General features: G+C 45.5%; 20 protein-coding genes. 1 reads left to right on the top strand and 19 read right to left on the bottom strand.

The genetic code is table 11. The annotated features are described in order from the left end of the window. Positions 1–3 precede the first annotated feature (3 nt). Complete coding sequence (locus QQL60_RS12625) at positions 4–4,983, bottom strand: DEAD/DEAH box helicase (protein WP_284723515.1); 4,980 nt, start codon at positions 4,981–4,983, stop codon at positions 4–6. Between the two features lie 250 nt (positions 4,984–5,233). On the opposite strand from QQL60_RS12625, the gene QQL60_RS12620 reads away from it, so the two are divergent. After that, a complete protein-coding gene (locus QQL60_RS12620) occupies positions 5,234–5,566 on the top strand; it encodes a hypothetical protein (RefSeq protein ID WP_284723514.1) in 333 nt (110 codons plus the stop codon). Between the two features lie 49 nt (positions 5,567–5,615). On the opposite strand, the gene QQL60_RS12615 is transcribed toward QQL60_RS12620, so the two are convergent. From QQL60_RS12615 to QQL60_RS12530, 18 genes are all read right to left on the bottom strand, one after another. After that, complete coding sequence (locus QQL60_RS12615; protein WP_284723513.1) at positions 5,616–5,885, bottom strand: hypothetical protein; 270 nt, start codon at positions 5,883–5,885, stop codon at positions 5,616–5,618. Between the two features lie 82 nt (positions 5,886–5,967). Then, positions 5,968–6,846, bottom strand: coding sequence for an OmpA family protein (locus QQL60_RS12610; protein ID WP_284723512.1), 879 nt, complete (start codon positions 6,844–6,846; stop codon positions 5,968–5,970). Next, the gene (locus QQL60_RS12605) at positions 6,843–7,871 is read right to left on the bottom strand and encodes an LPD7 domain-containing protein (RefSeq protein WP_284723511.1); all 1,029 of its coding nucleotides are present in this window, start codon (positions 7,869–7,871) and stop codon (positions 6,843–6,845) included. The genes QQL60_RS12610 and QQL60_RS12605 overlap by 4 nt, the downstream gene beginning before the upstream one ends. Continuing rightward, entirely contained in the window at positions 7,864–9,864 is a 2,001-nt protein-coding gene (locus QQL60_RS12600) for a type IV secretory system conjugative DNA transfer family protein (protein WP_284723510.1), read from the bottom strand. Before QQL60_RS12600 ends, QQL60_RS12605 begins: the two co-directional genes overlap by 8 nt. Beyond that, positions 9,848–10,861 (bottom strand): P-type DNA transfer ATPase VirB11, encoded by a 1,014-nt coding sequence (virB11, locus tag QQL60_RS12595; RefSeq protein WP_104935301.1) that lies wholly within the window; start codon positions 10,859–10,861, stop codon positions 9,848–9,850. The genes QQL60_RS12600 and virB11 overlap by 17 nt, the downstream gene beginning before the upstream one ends. A 2-nt stretch (positions 10,862–10,863) precedes the next feature. Continuing rightward, a complete protein-coding gene (virB10, locus tag QQL60_RS12590) occupies positions 10,864–12,021 on the bottom strand; it encodes a type IV secretion system protein VirB10 (protein WP_284723509.1) in 1,158 nt (385 codons plus the stop codon). Then, the gene (gene virB9 / locus QQL60_RS12585; protein WP_104935299.1) at positions 12,022–12,864 is read right to left on the bottom strand and encodes a P-type conjugative transfer protein VirB9; all 843 of its coding nucleotides are present in this window, start codon (positions 12,862–12,864) and stop codon (positions 12,022–12,024) included. It lies immediately after the preceding gene. After that, a complete protein-coding gene (locus QQL60_RS12580; protein ID WP_104935298.1) occupies positions 12,857–13,651 on the bottom strand; it encodes a VirB8 family type IV secretion system protein in 795 nt (264 codons plus the stop codon). The genes virB9 and QQL60_RS12580 overlap by 8 nt, the downstream gene beginning before the upstream one ends. Next, positions 13,644–13,772, bottom strand: coding sequence for a hypothetical protein (locus QQL60_RS12575; RefSeq protein ID WP_284723508.1), 129 nt, complete (start codon positions 13,770–13,772; stop codon positions 13,644–13,646). The genes QQL60_RS12580 and QQL60_RS12575 overlap by 8 nt, the downstream gene beginning before the upstream one ends. 74 nt (positions 13,773–13,846) lie before the next feature. After that, a complete protein-coding gene (locus tag QQL60_RS12570) occupies positions 13,847–14,860 on the bottom strand; it encodes a TrbL/VirB6 family protein (protein ID WP_104935297.1) in 1,014 nt (337 codons plus the stop codon). A 23-nt stretch (positions 14,861–14,883) separates the two neighbouring features. After that, positions 14,884–15,120: a hypothetical protein gene (locus QQL60_RS12565; protein WP_104935296.1), complete on the bottom strand. Its 237-nt coding sequence runs from the start codon at positions 15,118–15,120 to the stop codon at positions 14,884–14,886. Positions 15,121–15,142: 22 nt separating this feature from the next. Beyond that, entirely contained in the window at positions 15,143–15,868 is a 726-nt protein-coding gene (gene virB5, locus QQL60_RS12560; protein ID WP_169697899.1) for a P-type DNA transfer protein VirB5, read from the bottom strand. Then, positions 15,858–18,272 (bottom strand): VirB4 family type IV secretion/conjugal transfer ATPase, encoded by a 2,415-nt coding sequence (locus QQL60_RS12555; protein ID WP_284723507.1) that lies wholly within the window; start codon positions 18,270–18,272, stop codon positions 15,858–15,860. Before QQL60_RS12555 ends, virB5 begins: the two co-directional genes overlap by 11 nt. 18 nt (positions 18,273–18,290) lie before the next feature. Next, positions 18,291–18,611 carry a VirB3 family type IV secretion system protein gene (locus tag QQL60_RS12550; RefSeq protein ID WP_284723506.1) on the bottom strand — a complete coding sequence of 107 codons (321 nt, stop codon included), beginning with the start codon at positions 18,609–18,611 and terminating at the stop codon, positions 18,291–18,293. Further along, positions 18,611–18,895 carry a TrbC/VirB2 family protein gene (locus QQL60_RS12545; protein WP_104935292.1) on the bottom strand — a complete coding sequence of 95 codons (285 nt, stop codon included), beginning with the start codon at positions 18,893–18,895 and terminating at the stop codon, positions 18,611–18,613. The genes QQL60_RS12550 and QQL60_RS12545 overlap by 1 nt, the downstream gene beginning before the upstream one ends. A 27-nt stretch (positions 18,896–18,922) precedes the next feature. Continuing rightward, positions 18,923–19,309 (bottom strand): hypothetical protein, encoded by a 387-nt coding sequence (locus QQL60_RS12540; RefSeq protein WP_104935291.1) that lies wholly within the window; start codon positions 19,307–19,309, stop codon positions 18,923–18,925. A gap of 28 nt (positions 19,310–19,337) precedes the next feature. Further along, on the bottom strand, positions 19,338–20,048 hold the full coding sequence (locus QQL60_RS12535) for a lytic transglycosylase domain-containing protein (protein WP_284723505.1): 711 nt from the start codon (positions 20,046–20,048) through the stop codon (positions 19,338–19,340). Between the two features lie 189 nt (positions 20,049–20,237). Then, positions 20,238–21,281: a replication initiator protein A gene (locus tag QQL60_RS12530; protein WP_284723504.1), complete on the bottom strand. Its 1,044-nt coding sequence runs from the start codon at positions 21,279–21,281 to the stop codon at positions 20,238–20,240. Positions 21,282–21,551 lie beyond the last annotated feature (270 nt).

Here is a 21,551-nt window from a genome sequence, read left to right as displayed (position 1 = left end):
GCCCTACACCATGTCCAGTTCCGGGAGGCTACTCACGATCTTCTGGGTCTCCAGGCTCACCGTGACAACCCGCTGAAACAGCTCCAGGGGATACTTGGCATTACCCATGGTCTCGATGGCCCAGTCGTTGGCGTCATTGACGATGCCGCTTGCCTTGTGCGTCGTGACAGCCTGACGCTCCATTACCCAAGCAAGGGCGGCTTTACCGTTCACAACGTAATCCCATGCTTCACCTGGGATGCCGGTCATGGTGATCTTGCCGTTGTAGATGACGGTGCTGCGGTCGTCGATGTTCTTACCGGTTTCCTCACAGCGCTTCTTGCCAAACTTCATCTTGGTGACGCGATAGTCCTCGTCCACAAGGTTGCCCTTGGCTTGAATGGTCACTGGGTATTTGTCCACAGTTTCGTAATTCAGGTGCAGCTCGGCCAAGTCACGGCCAGCCTTTGAGAAAGCCCAGAAATCCGCTGCTTTTTTAACCTTCGGTATGCGCGGAAGCTCTTTACTCAGGTTGTCGGCAAATCTCGTGCGGTAGTCCTCGCTGTGCAGGATGCCGTAGACGTAGTAGAACAGGTCCTCTTTGATGATCTGTTCACTAGGGTATGCCTCTTGGAAATGAGCGAGCCCTTCATCCGTGATGGCATCGCGACGCTTCAGACCAGGCTCTTGCTGCTTGTTATCGCCAAACAAGTCACCGTTTGCATCCTCAGCTTTCTCTTGCGCTTGCTCGTCGTAAAGGTAGAGCGGAAAGCATTGAGAATCTCCGTTACAGTGCAGATCAGGTAGCGAGTTTGCAATTAAGACAGGCAATCCTGTTCCACTATAATTAGCATTAAATTGAATAACCAAGTTTTCCACCCCACTGCCTAGCGGGAAGATTCGAGGCATCTGGTAAACCCTTTCGTTAAAAGCGCGGTTGTAGTACATCCATTGCTTTGTAAATGGACGGTACAAAGACGTGGTTAGCGATGAATGCTCATAGCCGAGCGACTTATTTCTTGCAAAGTCCTGCTTAATGTTGTGAGTCCAGCTAATTTTTGTCGGATCTGTATTAATGAAGCCATCCACCAAACGGCTTCGCTCTTGGTTGCTCAGACTCTGGTACTCAGCGTTAAACCTGTCCAGCTCGCTACCGTAAAACTCAATCATCCCGCTCATATTTGCGGTCATGCTCTGCTTACAAAAGTTGTAAACCCACGCATCACGATTTGAGACCACTCCCAAGGAAAAGTTTTCAAACAGCTTCGGCTCGTCAGATTTCTTGTCTCCCAAAACAATATGCTCATTGAAACTGTCATCACGCTGATTAAGCCAGTCACCATGCTGGTCAGGGGTGATCAACTGCCATGAAGGGATACCGTTTAGGCTGGCATAGTCAGCAATCATTTCCAGCTTTTCAGTCCGGTTCAGGTAGTCACCAATATCGTGAAAAAGGATGCGACCATGCTCTGTCGCTTCAGGATTTTTCACTAGAATTGAAACGACAATTGGTGTTCGGGTTCCCATTCCAAAAACGTTGTCTTTTTCTTTGCGCCGAAGCTCCCCAGAGGTGCGGGCGTTACCTCGCAAATGAAACACGTGGATACTGGAAAACTCTTCGGCAAGACACTTACGCAGGCCATCTGCCGTGTTTGCCTCCAAGAAGCCACCATTGGTCACAAAGCCAATTACGCCTGCATCACCAATGCGGTCTGATGCCCAGCGGATCGCCCGGATATAGCTGTCGTACAGCCCCTTAGCCAAGGTTGCTGTTGAACGAGCCGCATAGGTACTGCGAATGCGCTCATCCAGCTTGGGGTAGCTGACGTTGGCGTTGTTATCATTCTCGCTAGCTTGGCCAATTGAGTATGGCGGGTTTCCCATAATGACTCGAATATCCAATTCTTTCTGGCGCTTACGGCGTGAACTGTTTTCAACTAGCAGTGCATCAACCATGTCCTCACTTTCGTACATCTGGAATGTATCGGTGAGGCAAATGCCGGTGAACGGCTCGTAGGGAACCTCAAAAATCTGATCGCTTTCTTCCAGGCCGGTCACGTTGTCATTCATGATGCCGTGGTAGGTGGCCTCGATATTGATAGCTGCAATGTAATAGGCCAGCAACACCAGCTCGTTGGCGTGAATCTCATGCTTGTATTTGTGCTCAAGCTTATTTTTGGGAATGATGCCGCTTTGTAGCAGCCGTACCGGGAACGTCCCAGTGCCAGTAAAGCCGTCGAGTAGATGCACGTTCTCATCGGCCATGCTCTTGCCAAACTCAGCCTTGAGCACGTCTTCAATGCTGTGAATGATGAAATCCACCACCTCGACGGGGGTGTAGACAATACCCAGGCGATCGGTCATCCGTGGGAAAGCGTTTTTGAAGAACTTGTCGTACAGCTCAACAATAATGCGCTGCTTGCCCTCGGCACTTTCAATGCCGGCTGCTCGCATCTTCACCGACTCGTAGAACGAACGAAGGGTGTCGGCTTCTTTGTCGATATTGTGCGCTTCAAGCTGTTCGGTAACGGCCTGCATCGCAACAGACATTGGGTTGTGCTCTGTGAAATTATATCCCTCGAACAAAGCATCAAATACTGGTTTGGTAATAAGGTGCTGGGCCAGCATCTCAATTATTTCGACATCAGTAACTGCATTATTTAAGTCATCGCGTAGCTCTTGTGCAAACGCTTCAAAAGCAGCAATCTCAGCGGTGTTGTCTTTGTTTTCTAAAATAGCTTGAATACGGTCAATGTGCGTATTGGCGATCTTGGCAATGTCGTTGGCCCAGTCTTCCCAGTGGTGGCGGTTGCCGCACTTTTTGACTACCTGGGCGTACAGAGCGCGCTCGATCTCACCGACTTCAAATTGCAGGCTTGCCTGTTCAGGTACTGGAGCATTCGATCCTGAACCAATCGCAGAGCCACCCTTGGCTTTACCAGCAGACTTGCCTTTACCAGTCGCTGCTTTTGAGCGCCTTTGCACTTTGTCTGCAACAGAAATAACTTCCATTTTTCTTGAGTCTTTACCGTTGAACTCAAGCTTATTAATCATTGCGTCAAAGCGGTCATCATGGGAGCGCAGTGCGTTCAAAACCTGCCAAACGACCTTGTAGGTCTTATTGTCATCAAGCGCTTGGGATGGCTCAACACCAGCAGGAATGACCACAGGGAGAATTACGTAACCCTGTTTTTTACCTGGTGAAAGACGCATTACACGGCCAACGGACTGCACAACGTCAACCTGAGAGCTACGCGGTGTCAGAAACAGTACGGCATCGAGAGATGGAACATCGACCCCTTCGGATAAACAGCGCACGTTAGAAAGAATGCGGCAAGTGTTTTCTGGCGTGTCTTCTTTGAGCCACTCAAGCTTCGCTTCTTTTTCGCTAGCATTCATGCTGCCATCAACATGCTCAGCTTCACAGGTGAGCGTTAAAGCTGTGTCGATTTCAGCATCTGGATCTTCCGCTCTCAGTTCTTCAATTTCTAGGCGCTGGTACTCATCAACAACAGCGCCAAACATCTCAGAAATCAACTTAGAGCTAACCTTGTGATTCTTTCCTTTGTACTCTTTTTCAATAACCTGACAGAAAGCAACAGCACGCTGCATGGGTTGGCTATCACCATCAATAGTAAGCCCTTGCTTGGATAACGCTTTCCAGCAACCAATGATTTTGGCGGCATCGTCCACCTTCAGCTCGTTGTCATCACTCTTAAGCATTTCTTGCATGCGACGGTTGATATGGCCTTCTTCAACAGCAAGAACAACAACTTTGTAATCCACTAGCAATCCACGAGACACCGCTTCAGAAAAGTTGATAACGTACAGTTCTTTGCCGTAGTGCTGCTGATTGTCCATTGAGAACAATTCAACACCTGATGCTTCTTTAGCTTTTTCGCCATAGATACGCGGTGTTGCTGTCATATACAGCCGTTTTTGAGCACGAATGTAATCGTTATCGTGAACTCTCACGAAAGCAGATTCTTCATCACCATCAAAGGTGGCTCCGGTTGTTCGGTGGGCCTCATCGCAAACAATTAGGTCTATTTCAGGCAGCCCGTAGAGTTTTTGAGCATCATGTATCACGGCAATAGAGTGATAGGTGGCGTAGATAACACTCATGTGCTCGGCATCGTGACGTGCCGCAAATGCACCCGCCAAGCTCTTTGGATTCGTTGTTGCTGGATACTGTAAGTCGCTGACGGTAGCTTGAATGCTGTCATCATCAAGATTGCGCGTCTTACCCACATCTGAGTCTGAACACACGGCAAAACTGTGTAGCGGTGTTTCACTCTCTTGCGTCCATTCAGTCAATGTTTGTGACAACAAGGAAAGGCTAGGCACAAGAAAAAGTACGGTTTTACCCTTACCAGCCATCGTTTCTGCAATCTTCAGGGATGTGAAAGTTTTACCTGTTCCACATGCCATGATGAGCTTGCCGCGATCCGCAGCCTGCAAACCGGCTTTGGTGGCTTTCAGAGCGTTTTCTTGGTGCTCGCGTAATGTTTTCTTTGGACGCAAAACAGGGACTTTCTGGACTTGGAACTGCGACCAGTCGATCAGACTGTTTTCCAGATCGGCCAGCGTGATTGTGCTGACAGGTGGGTGCTGGCCCTCTAAGGCATCGCTGGCATTCTGTGTCCAGTTCTTAGCGGTGGTGATGATGATCCGGTTCGAGAATATCGTTTTACCCGAAGCGGTAAAAAAGCTGTCAATGTCAGCCTTAGTGATTTTGTAGTCCGCTGCGTAGTTCTTGCATTGGATTGCGTGTATTTCATCCTGATGAGTCACACCCACCAGGTCGATACCAGTGTCTTTTTTGGTCAGGCCGTTCTGCTCTGCCCAGTCGCCGTACGTCATGACCTCTCGGTACAGGTCACGGTAGTAGGGCTCGTTGCGCAGGTACACCAATGACAGGTGCTCGAAGTCAGTGCCCTTGTCACGTTCGGACAGTGCTTTCTCGCGGAAGCTGGCAAGGATCTGGGATAAAACTGATGGCATCGTGCGTTCCTTATTTATCGTGCTTCTAGGCAATCACAGAGCCTGACGCTACGCTCCAGATCCGTCCTGAAATCCAATACTGATGGGTGCCGGGTGAGCTAGCACATGGAGGCTACACACTCGGTTCCGGTTTATAGAAAGGATTGTACGATGCCATGCATTACACATGCAATTCCGTTTTATAGGCTTTATGTTACGCTAGACTGAAAAGGGATTTACACACTCAGTTCCGGATACTCAGAAAAAAGAAGTGCAGGCTAGAGCGTTAGAAGTTGGGGACGTGCTTTATGACTCATGGGGCTGGGAACAAACCAACGTGACTTATTACAAGGTGCTTGAGCTGGTTGGCTCTCAGAGCGTTAAAGTTATCGAGATTGGTTCTGTACGCGATTACGACTCAAAAGCCATGACAGGCAAATGCTGGCCTGAACCAAGCGTTGAAATTGGTGAGTCTATTGTCCGTCGTGTTTCGGGTGGTGTGAGAATTAAGGTTAATCAAAGCATCCAGCCAAAGAAAAAGGAATACACGCTAGAAAATGGTGAGCGCGTATATCGTCCTGATTACTTTTCAACCTATGCTTAGTGAGGTAGGTTACAAACCATAAAAGAAAGCCCGCAATAAGCGGGCTTTTTTATATACGGATGGTTTCCCCTTCCGGTATCAAGCTAATAAGTAGTTTGTCGTAGAGGTCGGGCAACAGGCTAAACACAAAACTGGTTGCAACCAGCGCCCAGCCTGTCCACGTACCAAAGCCATAAGGCAAGAACGTATCAAAAAAGGTTAATGCGGCCAAAATCAATGAAATGGTCGCAAAGGCTCTGAAAAAGAAGTGAGCCACATTCCGGCCAAGTCTGACCAGATGAAACACAATGAATTTTAATACGTTGAGTAAAATTTTCATTTCTAACACTCCTTGTTAGTGTGTAAGTGGCTCAATTATAACACGTTATTATGTATTTTGACCAGCAAAATATAACATTTTGTTACGGTTTTACTTCGATTTCTACCCGACGATTTACGGCCTTGCTTGTTTCCGCTTGAGGCGGTAACAAAAAATCACCTTCAGGCAGGTGACTGACTTTGATGATTTTAGGATCAACGCCGTTTTTAACAAGGTATGCCTTCACGTTGTTAGCTCTTTGTTCAGCTATCCAAATATCGGCTTTACTGGCTCTTACAGAGTCAGTACGGCCTCTTAAATGAATTTCGCTTGCATCGAGGGCGGCGGGAAATAAAACCTTGTCTAAGGCTGTGTCAGGCTCAAATAAGGTCTTTGCAAATCCAAAGGAAATGAACGTAACAGGGCTGTGCTGTTCAAGCTTTTCTCTGATTGCATTTTGTTTGACTTGAGCATGAAACAAATCCGCGCCGGTGGTGCTTTTTATCGCGGCCAAATCATCCAGCATCTTTTGATACTGGCTTAACTGGTCGCGGCTGTACGCTTCCAGTTCTGGGAATGATTTGACTTCTACAACCTCAACCTTGACGGGTTCAGGTAGTGGCGTAGGTTCTGCGATAACCGGCGCAGGTCTGACAAGCTCAATGTGTACGGTCTGGCCGTTATGTCTGATATAAAAATCATTCAGTAAATTTTCACTGACCAGATAATTACCCACCTTTTCAAAAGTAATTGTATCGCCTGTTAAGCCCCACGCTTTACCTGTTGAGCCTTGCGCCTCAATCAGTGTGCGCTTGCCATATTTAAAAACCCGCAAACCGGCACTATGGCCGGTTGCAATATAGTCAGGGCTTATTCTGACCGTTTTTGACACCGCGCCGGTATCGGTTTTAGATTCCGGTACCGGCGAGTGAGAGCAGGCAGAAGCCAGCAAGCAGATTGAAAAAATAACGGTCTTTTTCATCGTGACAACTCCGCTTGAGCCGTAACTTCTCTGCGCGGCTGTCTCTCTTTCAGCTGCATCTTCGGTGTAATACCTTCGTTGTAGCTGTTGACCGCGTTTTGACGTACACGATCCATGATCGCTTTTTTGTTGCTCTCGCTTAGTTTTTCCGTTGCCAGCTTCTTTTCAATCGCTGATACGGCAGCAACATAAGGCGCAAGCTCTGGGTGTTTCTTTACTGCTTCACTGGCACTTAGGTTTTTAAGTGCGTCAGCTGCTTTTTCTTTGTCGGATTTAATTTCCGCTTCAGGCGCATGAGATTGGCCTTGCTTCGGTATATCAAACCCTTGTCGTTCCATTGCGGCCACTTCGGTTTTAGTTGGCGTGTAGCCTCTTACAGCAATGCCTTGTTTCGTTGCTTCTTGCCATACGTCTTTTTTGAAAGACTCAGTGCCGGTCACTTTAATTTCAGACCAGCCGCGATTTTTGGCAATCGTAATCATGCTGTCTACGACTGCCTCACCGTCTACTTTGGTTTTTAAGGACGTGCCAGTATCACGAAAAGCCAGTTTGTCAGGTGAGCCTTTGAAATAAAACTTGTTACCGTCTTGAATGAATTTTTTCTGAACAGCTTCAGGGATTAGGCTTTTTGCCTCACCCGCTGCCGGTTCAAAGATTTGATCTTTTTCAATCCCTTCAGACTTAGTAACAAACGCCTCACTCTTGTCAGTGCTTTTGCTGGCTTCCTTGACCTGTTCAATGCCGTTTTCTTCTTCAGCTTCAGCCGATTCTCTAGCTTGTCTTGAACGGACGGTTTCTTTAATGCGGATATGGCTTCCCCATTCGTGATCTTTAAACTCTAAGCTGTCAGTGACAGATTTAAGCTCAAGTACACGTTCCCCCCCAGAGGGTAAGTAAGGTTGCTCATCTCGACCATTAACAAAACCAAAACGGCCTTTTTCATCCATAACGGCCACACCAATAGACGTATCGGAACGGCCTGAAGTATCAACCACGTTTACCAGTTTTAAATTCATTTCAGCCATGTGCTACATCCTTGTTATCCGTGTTTTTACTTCCTGTTAAAAAGCCGACTTCTTCACTTAGTCTGTCGGCAATTTCCAATATTTCTTGTTCCGTCATATTTGATCCTTGTGGTATGTCTAATGTTGGAAATGTGATTGAAAAGTCAGCCAGCGTCTTGCTGGCTAAAGCGGGTATATCTTCGGCAGTAATATCGCGTTCTACCGTGTCCGTTAAATCTTCCTTGAAGTGAGAAATATCAATCACTGAATCAGCACTGTTACCGCTGAGTTTCAGTGTTGGCACTGGTGCGGCCAATTCGCCAGACTGGATCACTTTAATAAGCTCTTTCTTAGCCTGACTAAATGACAACGCGCCTAGTGTTTTTGAAACCGATTTAAGCCGGTTCACAAAAATGGGATCGTTAAAGTAACGTATCTTTTTCGCCATAATTGGCGGGGTATTTTCCAATGCCACAATCGCTTTATCAGCACCAAGACTGGTGATCTCTTGAGGCAGTAATAATGCTCTTCGTTGGTCACTGATATTTTCAGACGGGCTACGTCTTTCAAAAATGCTTTTCGTTTTTGAAGTCGAAACGCCCTTGACTGTCTCATAACCGAGCCATTCTGAAATATCACGCGCCGCTTGCGTTTCCGTGGCTTTTGGTGGGAATACGATATTTAACGCATGGTTTACCGTGAATGTGTCAGCAGCTTCCCGCCCGTAAACGTCTACCAGCTGGGACGGGCTTTGAATAATTGGCATCATTCGCAGTCCATAACCCGCGATATAACTAATGCCCTTAGATAAAACGCCGACTTTACCAATGGCCGTAAATTCATCCATTAGCAATAAACAGTCATGCTTGATCTCTTTATCTTGTGAGGGCAGTTCTCGCGTATTCAGATCAATCAACTGCTGAAAAAACAAATTGAGCAGCGGCGCTACACGTTCCAGATTGTCAGGCGTTACCCCAACATAAATAGAAATCTTATCTTTACGCAGGCGCGTTAAATCAAAGTCATTGCCGTTTGTGGCTGCATCAACAATCGGATTCATCCACAATTCAAGCTGTGAACGAAAGCCCGTAATAACACCGGCACGAGTGTTTTCTGAGGCGATACTGATATAAGTATTTAACGCCCTGACACATTCACCAGACAAAGGCCGGTCATTCTCAGCGCGGTCAATAATGGCCTGTTTGAAATACTTCGATCCATCACCGCCGTTTAGTGTTTCTCTTAGTACCTGACCAAGTGTTAGCTTGCCCCCTGTTTCAATCAGAAACAGCACGACACCAAGAAAAAAACTACGAGGCGTAGCAGTCCAAATCACATCAGTATTAGGCTTGTCAGGAAACAACATATTCCCGATTTTCTGAATATCATTGATACGAAAATCAGGATTAGAGCTGATATAACTTAGCGGGTTATATTTGTGCGTCCGGTAGTCAGTGGCTAATGGGTTAAACAAAAAACACTTTTGGCCGTGTTTCTGTCTAAAGCCGCTGGTAATGTCCCAATTCTCTTGTTTGATGTCTAAAACAACAACTGAGCTTTTCCAAGCCAACAAGTTAGGGATTACCACGCCGACACCTTTACCGGATCGCGTAGGTGCAGACAAAATGACGTGAAGCTGTCCTTTTAACTGCAAGTATTTATCGTTGAACTTACCGACAATCACACCTTCACCATCAAGCAAGCCTGACTTTTTTACTTCTGATGATTTTGCAAATCTCGCATCACCGTAAAGGCTTCTCGATGCCGGTATCATTAGTGCGATTGCTGGAAGGATCAGCAAGAGTGCTGAAATAGAAGCAGACCAGCCTAGCCGGTCTGTAACGTATGGTTCGTTGCTATAGTGATACCAATACTCATACGCGGTTAATGGTGAGGCTTGGTTAAAGTCTTGGCCGAGAAAGGCTAGTAAGATACCGCCCGTTAAATATACCCACGCAAAAACGCCCAGCAGCAGGCACAAAAAAACCAATGCAATTTTAGTCCATATATTCATGTTTTTTGTCTGGGTCGTAGTAAATGGATTGCAGCTTTCTATGTGAATAAAACAGCACTATGTCAATCGTCCCGATGAGCCTGCGCTTGATATATTCCGCGTCCAAGTGCGCACCCTTCGGACTGTCTTTAACCAGTGATACAAACTGCTCAAACGCCTCATAAGCGCCGTTTGCGTGCATGGTGGTAATAGAGCCAGCATGACCCGTATTGATGGATTTAATGTAATCCCACGACTCATCACCCAAAATCTCAGCCATGAGAATGCGTGAGGGATTCATACGCAGACACGCGGCCAAACATTCTTTTGGCGAAATATGGGTTTTGCTGTTCTGGGCGCGAGAGTAAAAAAGATGCACCTTATTAGGGAAGTTGCTCAGATCAATTTCACTTTCACTTTCCAGAGTTATCAAACGTTCATAGCGCGGAATGCACTCGATCATGCTTTTAGCAATCGTCGTTTTACCGCTTCCCGTTTGACCAGCAATAACGATATTTCTGCGTGAGGTTATCGCCAACTCCAAAAACTGCTTAATCTGGCCGTTTGCTTTGTACTTGAGCAAGTCATGTTCAAAGTCCTGAAGGTCGTTGTTAATGGTTTTGCACTCATTAAACGCCCCTTCAGCGTCCAGCTCATCCAGTGATTTATTGACAGGGCAAGGAATACGAATAGTGAATGAAATAGTGCCGCTTTCAACCGCTGGGGGGTAAATAATTTGCACCCTTTCGCCGGTAGGCAAAGAGGCCGTTAAAATCGGCTTTTCATCACTGATAGTTTTGCCGTTATAGACCGCAATTAATTTTGCTAAATGCTTGAGATATGCCAGCGTTAGCTCTGGCATATCCACATATTTAGGATCAAGGTCTGATCCAGCATCGAGATAGACGAGCTGTTCAGGTTTGTTAATAAAGATTTCTGTCACCCCTTCTTTTTCAAGAAAGGGCTTCAGAATCAATAATTGATGGTCTAAGGCGTGGTGTTCCAGTTGTTCAGCCATGATTACTGCTGACTCATTTTCAGACCGTAAACATCGGCAAAATTCAAATCACGCGCTACCATGACTTTGATTGTTTCACCTTGGTTTTTAATCAGTGTCGGTGGAATGTCGGCCTGATATTTCAGAATGTCTTCAGCGACATCAGAGCCAGTTTCCGCGCTGTTGCCAATAATGACCCCATCACCTGAGTTTTGATTAGCACTGTAAACCTGTGCAGCATCACTCAGGATGCTAAGAAAAATCGCAGTGCCGAAACGTTCAGCAAAATGCGTATCAACCCAGCCAGACGCACCGGAGCGGCCAAGTGGATCAGCTGACGGAGAATTAAGCGAGACAATCACGCCGTTTGGTGTTTTCGCTCTTGTCCAGAGAACAAAAAGCCGTTTCTGGCCGTTTTTCATTCCCCCTGTATATTCGCCGGTTAGCTTTGTGCCTCTATCGAGCAACAAAACGCGGCCATTATCTGAATATACGTCCCGCGACAAAATACAGGTTGTTAAACCACTCAGAGAGCTATCTAAAGCCGTTTCAAGCGCACAATCAAGGCTAGTGCCTTGGGCGATAACATAGTTTCGGTCTGGCAGCATTTTAGCGATTGCCATAGGCGTACCAGTCTCAACTAATTGTCTGCTTAAATCGGTCTGAGGGGCTTTTTCACCTCTGTTAAGTAAAAACCCGTCCGTTTCATCAGCTGCACTCTGTTCTGGCTTGTAAGCGTCCTTAATGTTGGTTGCTTCAGCCTGTAAACTGCCTGCGTCCCTTTTGCGGTCATACCAAGTAATCACTTTTTCTTTCTTGGCTTCAGGTTGAGGCTTTACAGCTGGAACAGGTTTAACGTAAGTCGGTTTTTTGATTGGCTCAGGTTCAGCCACTTTTACCGGCTCTTGTTTCGCTGGTGCGGCTTGTGGCTCAGGTCTTCTCTGTTCAACGACCAAAGCCGGAAGATCGTTTTTAACGACTTCCGTTTTTGCTGACTCTTCAGCCTTGTCATCACTGGCCTTGCCACTACCCAGCATAATAAACAGCAGGGACACGATGCCTATAGTGACAATAACGATTGCTCCAATCATGTAAGCAGTGCTGTTTGATGAGCGGGTTTTTTGCATTTCTGGAATATCATTTTCCAGCGCGTCTTGTGTGTTTTGATTGTCCGTAGCCATTTACTCAGCTCCCTTGATAGTTCTTTCTACGTCCGTTGAGATAGTGCCGGTTGTATTGTCCTTGCCACCGTCCAGATCAAATGAACGATTGATAAGGCAGGCAACATAATTGCCTTTACGCAATCTCAGTTGTTTAACCATTCGATGAATAACGACCGTGTTACCGTCCACGCTGGTATTGATTAACGACTCTTCGCCGAACTCATCAACCTCATAAATGGCCGGAATATCCCTGTTATTACTGAAAGTCAGGTAAATAAAGCGCCCGTCATCCTTTGCGCGTGTCGGGGATATTTGCTCTGAACCAGCCACCCAATAATCAATATTTTCTTCAACATCGCTTTGGGTTTTTAGAATGGTTTCAGCATCATCAAGCTTGGCTTGCAGTGCTTCCTTTTCTCGCTGAAGTCTCAGGGCTTCAGCTTCTTCATCACCATAAGAAAAGCTCAGCGAATAGATCAGGTTTGGGTCTTGCCAAGCTGTTTTGTCTGTTTCCGATCTGTTGGCCGTAAACAAAGCAAACTGATAGCTATGCTTATCAGTGATGATTGTCAGGTTAGTTTCTGGATTGTCAGCCAGTGGCCGAATATACAGATTGCTAACCCTTGGAATGATCTCCCATGCGGTCGGATCACCAAGGGCTATATCAATGATTTTTTCATCAGCACCAAAGGCAATATGAGTAGATACACCAAAGAACGTTGTCAGCTTGGTAACGTCCGCTTTGTTGTATTCAATCACCCTGACGCGGGGATCATATTTGCCATATTCAGGCGTGGTTTCTGCTGAAACAGTGCCACAAATGAGCATTGATAAAGTGATTGCTGAAAGTAGTTTATTCATCCGTGTTCGTCCTTGTTTGAGGGAAGATGCCGCCGTTACTGGCTGGCGTCATGCTTTCCTTGTCCGCTTTATAGGTAATCGTAGGGGTTGAGATTTCACCAACCGTATCAGGATCGTTTCTGTACTCCACAACTTGAAAACCAAGCGGGTTAATTTCGCGATCCCGTTCATTCGTTGGTGCAGTGGTATAGCTATAACGCACCGTTGCCGCCCAATGTGTTTTGGTCGGTGGTGTGTTGCCGTGTTCCACTTTTTTGATATACCGAACCAGCGCGATATTGTTGTCTTTATCGCCTATCGGTGAAATGCTTTGAATATCGATCATGACCTTTTCAGATTCATCATAAATATTCAAAGGCGAGTCAGAGTTTTTCGGATTGAACCAGTTAAAATACCGCTTCTTTTCATCCTTCCCAGACAGCAGGCCAACCGTGTAATAAAACTCTTCGGCCAGCTGGCGTGAGTACCCTTCCCTTGCTCTTATGTACTTGGCAATAAAATATTTATTTAATGCCATTTCATAAGTCGTTTTACCGTTCTTTAATGCGGTAACGATGTCCACAGAGCCGCTTGTTTCGTTCACCCTAATAACATAGGGTTCGACGGTTTTAAGCGGGGCTAATTGGCCTACAGACCATGCACAAACAGCCGCAAGGCCGAGGCCAAAAACAGCCAGTGACCATGCGACTTTGTTAGAGCGATTCAAAGAGCTGGTTTTATCCAGCTCCCAGAAATTGGCCTGATTCAAATACTCTTGAGCAGCCTTTTTATCCTTGGCCTCACTCATGGTTTGCACCTTCAGGCACGTTTACGGGATGAAACTCACCCTCACACATAGGCGGTTTAGGTGGGGTTAATGAGCAGCCAGACACGGCCAAGATTAAAACCAAAATGGATAATTTACGCATAAAAACTCCCTGTTATCTGCTATTCATTATTATACATAATGTTTTGCAGAATGCTAGATTTTGTTAATTAATATTTATGATTTTGAAACGTTGTTACCGCGTCTCATTTTTGCTGTGACTTTTTTTGCTGTTTTCCAAGACTCTCTAATCTGTTGGCCGCTGGTAACAGCTTTATCGTTGTAGGCTCTTTTCTGCATACGCGCCTGATCCCACTGATTAAACTTGTCGGGAATACTACGGCCAAAGTTCATTGTGTTGAGCGCGATACCGCCGCCAAGAGCTGAAGCAATAGGCATTACCTGCCTCATAATTAGTATTGCTATAGCGGATAACACAACCGCTGGCAATGCGCCGCTTATATCAACAGTAGCGCCGCCTGCTGATGCCGCTTCATACTTCGTCAGGTACTCCGTTAGTATTGAGACGATAAGGCGCAGTATGCCCCCGACCAGCATCACAATAAGAATGAAGTTAAAGCACTGCCCTAGCCACGATTCAAAGAAGCGTTTTGTAGGCTCAAACAACAACATCAAAACGAATATCGGTCCTACACCAAGTAGGACTGATAGTGCCATTTTTGAAAGTACAAGTAGGAATGCGCCTACTACGGTAAGAGCGAAACCAAAAAGCCAGACAGCTAAGGCGGCAAGTGTTAATGGTATGTCGGCCATAACATAGTTGCCCTCTGCTTTCGCTTTTGTGAGGATTTTCCACCCTAAATCCCAGATTTGTGAAAACACACCATCTAGGTAACTGCCGCTATCTGTAGTAACTGTAATAGAGGCTAGTTCTGCAAGTCTGTCAGGTAGGTTAGATAAGAAACTCACAACAAAGCTATTGTAATAACCCAGATTAATCGCTATCGCGACAATGATGGTGATCTTAATTATCCGGTTGAACCCGTCCGTAACGAGTTCACCCGTTTTGCCGGTAATAACAGACCACCCCCACAGGGTCACATAAATCAATAAAAGCGTAGTGACTACCGGAGTAATTGCAGCAATTACATTGGTAGCTACGTCATTGATATATGTCGCTAACGTTGTGTCTATTTTGTCGAACGTTGGTTTGAAAATTCCCTGTGCCATTTTAAATCCCTATTTAATGACTCTTACCATTCAATCGTTTTAAATTCCTGATCGCCTACAGACTCCATGCTTTTAGCGTCATCTTCTGCCTGCTTTTTGGTTTTTTCATCCATCTTCATTTTGCAGATATCACGATCATTAGGATTTTCAATAGCTATACAGTCAGCCATTGTTTCAGGTTCGATGGTGGGTGATTTGTCTTCGTCAAAGCAGCCGCCTAGTAAGGTGGCTGAAAGTAGGATTAAAATTTTTATTTTCATTTATCTTTCCTTCTTACTGAAACTACCAATCAATAGTTGTGTATTCTTGCTGCCCTATTGCTTTGATGCTTCCTTCCTTTCTGCGCTGGTTTTGGCGCTCCCAATAGGCGGCTTGGTTTTGTTGCAGGGCAAGCAGTTTGTTTTGCTCGTTTGTAAGCATGAGCTGTTCAGCTGCAATGCGCGCATTCAGATCGGCAATGTCTTTAGGGTCTTCAGCGTCATTGACCTTATCAAGTAAAATCTGGATTTTCTCTGTCCTGCTGTTAGCTTCGTTATAGGCCGCTTCAGCTAACGCACTGTTTAAAGCTATCTGGTTCTGGTCGGCCACATACGCTTGCCCTTCGACTGAATCAGGGTCATAAGGCGAGTCTTCTATATCAAGCAGCGTAGCGGCTTCTAACAGCTCTTCAATGCGATTCTGAAGACCGTCATAGTCACCGCCATTGATACCGGCGGTCAGTTTTAAAACGTCTTGATATTCCGCTGGAATATAAAAACGACTTTCAGGATCGTTTACGAGGTCGGCCATACTTCTTGAGCCAGTCATTGAGCGTAATTGCTCTTCAGTCAGTCCGGTTTGTTCCTGTAATTCACTAAACTGCTTTTCCAGCTGAATAAGCGTCTTGACCGCTTCAGCAATCGCGGCCACGTCAATAACAGGAATACCACCGGCCATGCTTGGCAGTGGTAATGAGAGAGTTGCGGCCACAAAAGATGCAGCAATGAATTTTCGTCCTTTAGTCAACATGGTTTTCACCCTTCCTTTGTTTATGAAATTCTGGCAACCAGACAGCCGGATCATGGCCTAGCTCTTCAACGATCCTTTCAGCTAGTGCCGACGTTGCCGTATTGCCAGAAAGTACGGCAAGCTCATCATCGAACCCTTTCAGGTTCAGCTCAGCGACAACCGAGTTTTGCCCCTGTTTAATCAGGCACAATCTCGATTTTTCGCTAAAGTTTTTAATTAGCTCATATTCCCGATTCGTCAGCTTCATTCCGTCCACATAGGCAGATCGTGAAGCTTCAGGATTAGGTAGAAAAATCTTAGTTGCTGTTTGCTGGATCAGGGATGCGCTAATTCTTGATTTGATCATTTCATCAGGCGTTTGAGTTATCGGAACTAAAAAACCGTTCTGCTTACGGATGGTTTTTAGTTTGTTTTCAACAAAATCCTCAAAATACGGATCAGCAAGCAGCTTCCAGAACTCGTCTAAAAAGACAATCAAGCGTCTTCCGTCAATCAGCTTTTCAACCTTATGGAATAGATACATCGTGATAGGTGTTTTTATCTCTTTGTTCTCAATAAAGCCGGTAACGTCAAACCCAAAGATATTTGATCCTGTTAGTTCAAACGTATCTTCGTCGTTATCAAATACCCAGCCATTAGCCCCGCCTTTACACCATTTCTTGAGCCTTGCCCCGATGCCGTTGCTGTCGGTCGGATCAAGAAACTGAAGCAATGCAGACAATGAACGATGCTCTTTAGGGAGAGACATCACGCCGTTTAAGGCTTCGTGTATTTCATTCTCTTGAACGGGTGTAAATGGCGAGTCATCACGATAGGTTAGTTTCTTGATCAGCTGATCCAGAAACGCCACATTGTCAGGCGTGTTTTCCATTTTCAAAGGCGCAAGTCCCGTTGGCACTTTGCTTTTCAATGGAAAATATTTACCGCCCATTGCACGAATACCAATAGACGCGCCAAAGTCTTTATCAAACAAAATGAATGTAGCCGGATCGTCCGGCTCATCAAACTTGGTTGCCTGCGCCAGCATCATCATTTCAAGCACAGTTTTACCGCCGCCAGACTTACCAATAATGAGCGTATTCGCTAAGTCACGGTGGTTTTTATCAATCTTGTTGTCTATGACTTCCGTTTGATGGAAGTTAAAAAAATACGGGCTGTTTGATGTCGTTCTGAACATCATTACAGCATTGCCCCACTGGTTGCCGGTGATACGGCCAGTCGGGAAGTTGTGAAAGCAGCTGAACGCCGCAAAGTTGCGGCTTGAAATATCTGACAAGCGAGGGCGATATTTAAAGTTCGCTGGGAGTTGAGCGTAGTACGCTGCAAACGCTGACACGTCTTCACGCGCCCATTTCATCCCGACATCAGATAAGATTGCGCCGGTTGTAGAAATGGCCTTAGACAGCTCTTTAGCGTCTTCTGACCGGATTGTGATTGTCAGATGGTGCGTACCCATCACAAAGCGATTAGATACCAAGTCATCAAGCGCCTGCTCGATGTCTGCAATCTGAGACACGGCCACATCACCCGCCGCGATCATTCTGTCTTTCTGTCTGGTCATGCGACCGACAGCCGCTTGCTTACCAATAAACGTGAAAGACTGGCTGACTACTAACGGGAAAGGCACGTTAAGCAGATCATCCAGAATCCCGCCGTAAGTCATTGAGGAATATTCTTGAATCGCCAGTACAGCCGCATGGTGTGAGCTTGACGGGGTTTTAATAGCAATAGAGCCAGCCTTACCAAAGAAAGGCCGACTTGTGGCTAAAACCTCTTTGATGCTGGTTTTTGGTACAGGGAATCTATGCCATTCACCATCTATCAAGAATGCGTACAGCTGCAACGGCTCTGAAAACAGCCGGTCATTGTAGGAATAAAATCCCAGCCGTTCAGGTTCATATCTGTTCAGGGCTGTAATCGCTGTTTCACAAGCTTCTTCCAGCTCATGTATCGCGTCTTCTTGCTCTTCAATCAGTGTCTTTTTTGTTTTGGGTACAAACTTGGAAACAAGTGAAAAGGCTTTGTTAGGTGACTGTCTGTAAACAAGTGAGATATATAGCTCATTGATAAACAGCTTTTTAGAAAGCATGGCTTCCTTGTATTTTTCATTGAGCTTGTCTGCAAACTCATTAGAAAAATTACCCGCTGGGTAACGGTCGTATTGCCGCCTGACAATATGCGACCAAATCGCAATATTCTCAGATGCAATATTTCTCAGGAAACCGTTTAACTGCTCATGCCAGCTATTGAGCTGGCTAATGTCGGCGCTTTCATGGGCTGCGCCTTGAAGTCTGAGCGTCAGGATATAATCATCATTCTCAGTCTTTATGATGTTTTCCGTAACGTGGGACGTGTACGGTATGAACTCGGATAGTTCTCTTTCCTTTTTTAGTGCTGATTGCATCCTGCTAATCCTTTTCCGTTATTTAATTTTGCCTTTAAGCCTCAAGGGTGAAAATGACACACCAGACCAGTGCATACGGTTTTGACAGCGTGAGCTAGTGTTAGCCCATAACGCGATAGCACTAAAAATGTTGCTATCGGCTGCACTGATTAAATACAAAACCCCATGCACAGGGATGATGATCAGCAGGCTTAAAGGGTTGCCATGAATGAGAAAGAAAATCACCGTGACCATGAACTCAAAAATGGCAGCAAAATAAGGCACACCATAAAGCGTTGTGGGGCGTGTAAGCCCCACAAACAACGGGTCTACTGTAATGATTTCGTTATCTTCAGCCATTACGATGCAGCTGCGATAATGTAATCAACAATGGCAGCACCACCGAAGATCAAGACAATACCGATAACGATATTAATAACCCACGACCACTGCATCTTGCCGAACATTGCCAAGATACCGGACACGATGATCGCGATAACGGCTAGGGTTCTGGTTAAGCCCCCTGTGAAGATAGCCAGCACTTGATCGGCTGCATCATCCCAAGGTTCAGCCATTGCCGCTTCAGGCAACAACAGCACAAAAGCCATAATCCCTAATTTCCATGTTTCTTTGATTTTTAACATTCCTTTTAGTCCTTTCAAAACTAACTCCTATTGCTTTTCTGGTTGTAAATACTCAGAGTCAAAACACACCGCCTTAACTCCCTTTAGTTTCATGTGTTGATTGATGACAAACTCTTTATTCAAGATGACTTGAATATCAGTTAAGCGCGGGTACTTCTCTGAAATGTGCTTAGCCAGTCTGTCAAAATCAACCCATTCCCTGACCGTGTTTCGCGTGGTTTCTAACACGCTAAGCCCGTCTTTCCATGTGAGCGTTACTGCTAAAACATATCCCCCTTCATTGGTCTGTAAAATCGTTAAAGTCTCGATAGCCTTGTTTTCTGCGTATTCGATAAACGCTGTTTCAGTCAATCGATCACATTTTGCAATATTTTCTAAAATGCTACCACCTTTTAATAGTTTTTGTATATTCATATTTTATTAAATTGCATGGCAAATAATTTTAGTCCCGTAAAATATTTGTGTGATATTGCCCTTCGTCATTCCTGACTAGGCCGTTATCCCCCGCTCCCCCATATACAAATACGCCGACATCGGATAAATCCGATTTGTATATGGATTCTTCGCCAGCTGATACCAGCGAGGAATATACCGACTGAGGGGGGAATTTCTTCGCGTCCAGCTCTTTGCTTTCGCTTTTCTTGGCCGGTACGTTCACGGCCTGCGCGCTGTTCTTTAGAGCTGGGACGGTAACTGTCTCAGGCGAGACATTATTAATGACTTTCTGCACATAACCATTTTCAAAACCGGCAGTCTGAGAGCCGGTGTTATAACTGGATATGGCCGCTGTTAAAGCTTCCTGACCATTGAGGCCAGAATTAACAGCGCGGGTATAGTTTTGAGTGAGAATGTCGGCGGCGATTTGAATGTTTAGACAAGCATCAAAGCTGTCAGCGTTTGATAGCTGGTAGGCCGCTCTGTTCGCTCTACTGATCTGGCCTAGCCCAAGGTCTAAATTTGTTTGCCCTTGCTGCTCCAACCATGCGACCACTTCTAATGCTTCTTCTTTGGTCTGGGGTTGTCGCTCCAAAACATAATCACCATTCACGCCAACCGCAAACGGGTTAAAGTTCGACTCTTGTTTAACAATCGCGGCCATTGTGACAGGTGAAACATTGGGCGCGCATTCATCCATTAATGCGTTGAAATCCATTTAACATACCCTGTTTATTGATTTGCAATAAATCATAAATTGATATGCAAAATATATCAATATGTTTTTTGCTTCCGCTTGTGTACTCATATACTCACATGAGTAATTGAGTTAGCCACAGATGAACAGGCCAGTTCGCTTGCAAGGTAGGGCTGCTCGTTGCCTGTGAATTTGTGGATAGACTCTTGTTCAGCTGTTCGCTTTCTTATATGCGGATTTGCAGTAACCAATAAACGCGGCATTATGGTTTTCAAAAGGCTTCTTGCCGGTCTTTTTCCAGAGAGCGCGCCAGTCGGCCTCTAATGCGTATATATCCATATCAGGCGCAGCCGCTTTGCCTTTCTCAATAGCCCAGAATGCGAGTGCCGGTAATGTTTCCCCTTCAGCCTCTTCCTGTTCGTTTGGTTTGTATGCTTTCTGAAACTCTTCACGCGGATAGAAAAAAACCTTATCAGTCTCTTTTTCAAAGTAGACGTGATAATCGGGCAAGTGATTGTGTTCAGATAGGTGTTTTACTGCCCTGCGAAACTCTCTGATGACAGCGCGAGAGCCAGACTTGATATGCAGTGTTTCCAGACTCACGCCCCAGCCGTTTTGCTGGCCTACGTGTTTTCTGGCTAACTCATAGATACGCCTTTCGATTGGTTTTTTTAGCCTGAAGTAATCGCGGTTCAGAGTTAGAACTTCTCGCGACTTGATTGTATTTATAACCATATCAGACAGTGTGATTCTTAAAACTTCGGGCTTTCCTGTTGCCTCATTTGTTTTAAGAGCTGATTTATCTAACAACCCCTGCCACTGGTCAATGATTGTTCCATTCATTGTGATGTTGGTTCTAAAGCGTGTTCCATCCAGACGATCAAGGCTATCTCTTAGCGCATCATAATCACGGCCACCTGTACCGCGTTGCGTGAATACAAAAAACGCATAAGGATCAATCTCAACCTCTTTAGGTGGTTCCTGCCCTTCATCGAGGGCAGCAATGATGTTGCTTATGGCATAAATAATCAGGTCTTTATCATAGATAGTTGGTAGCCCTTTTATACTCGGTCTAAACTCTATCCACCTGTCTTTGTATTCATATCGCCTTACTTCCCTGTCTGGCTTTTTTGATAATGAATAAAAAGGGTATTCCATCGAGGGCATATCATCTTTGATGATTACGTCCAGAGCATCAATTACAAACAAATCCTTTTGTGGGTGCTTCAGTCTTTTCAGTTGATCTTTAGCCATAGGGGGCAATGCCATTTTCAACACTCCATGTTTTGTTAGTGGCGTGGGTAATTCCCGAAAACAGCCCTAAGCATTCCAGCGAGAGGCTCAGACTCACCAAAATAAAGACACAGTAAGTCGGGAATCACACACAATTTGGGTTAATTATCGGGAATTAAACACGAATTGCAAGCTTTTTCGGCTATCACACACGCTTTTAAGTCGTTTTTCGGCTATTACACACGTTTTTTCGGGAATCACACACGCTTGTTTCGTCTATTACACACGCTT

This window comes from Methylophaga thalassica (assembly GCF_030159795.1).
Taxonomy (GTDB): domain Bacteria; phylum Pseudomonadota; class Gammaproteobacteria; order Nitrosococcales; family Methylophagaceae; genus Methylophaga; species Methylophaga thalassica.
This window is presented reverse-complemented; position numbering and strand designations above follow the sequence as displayed.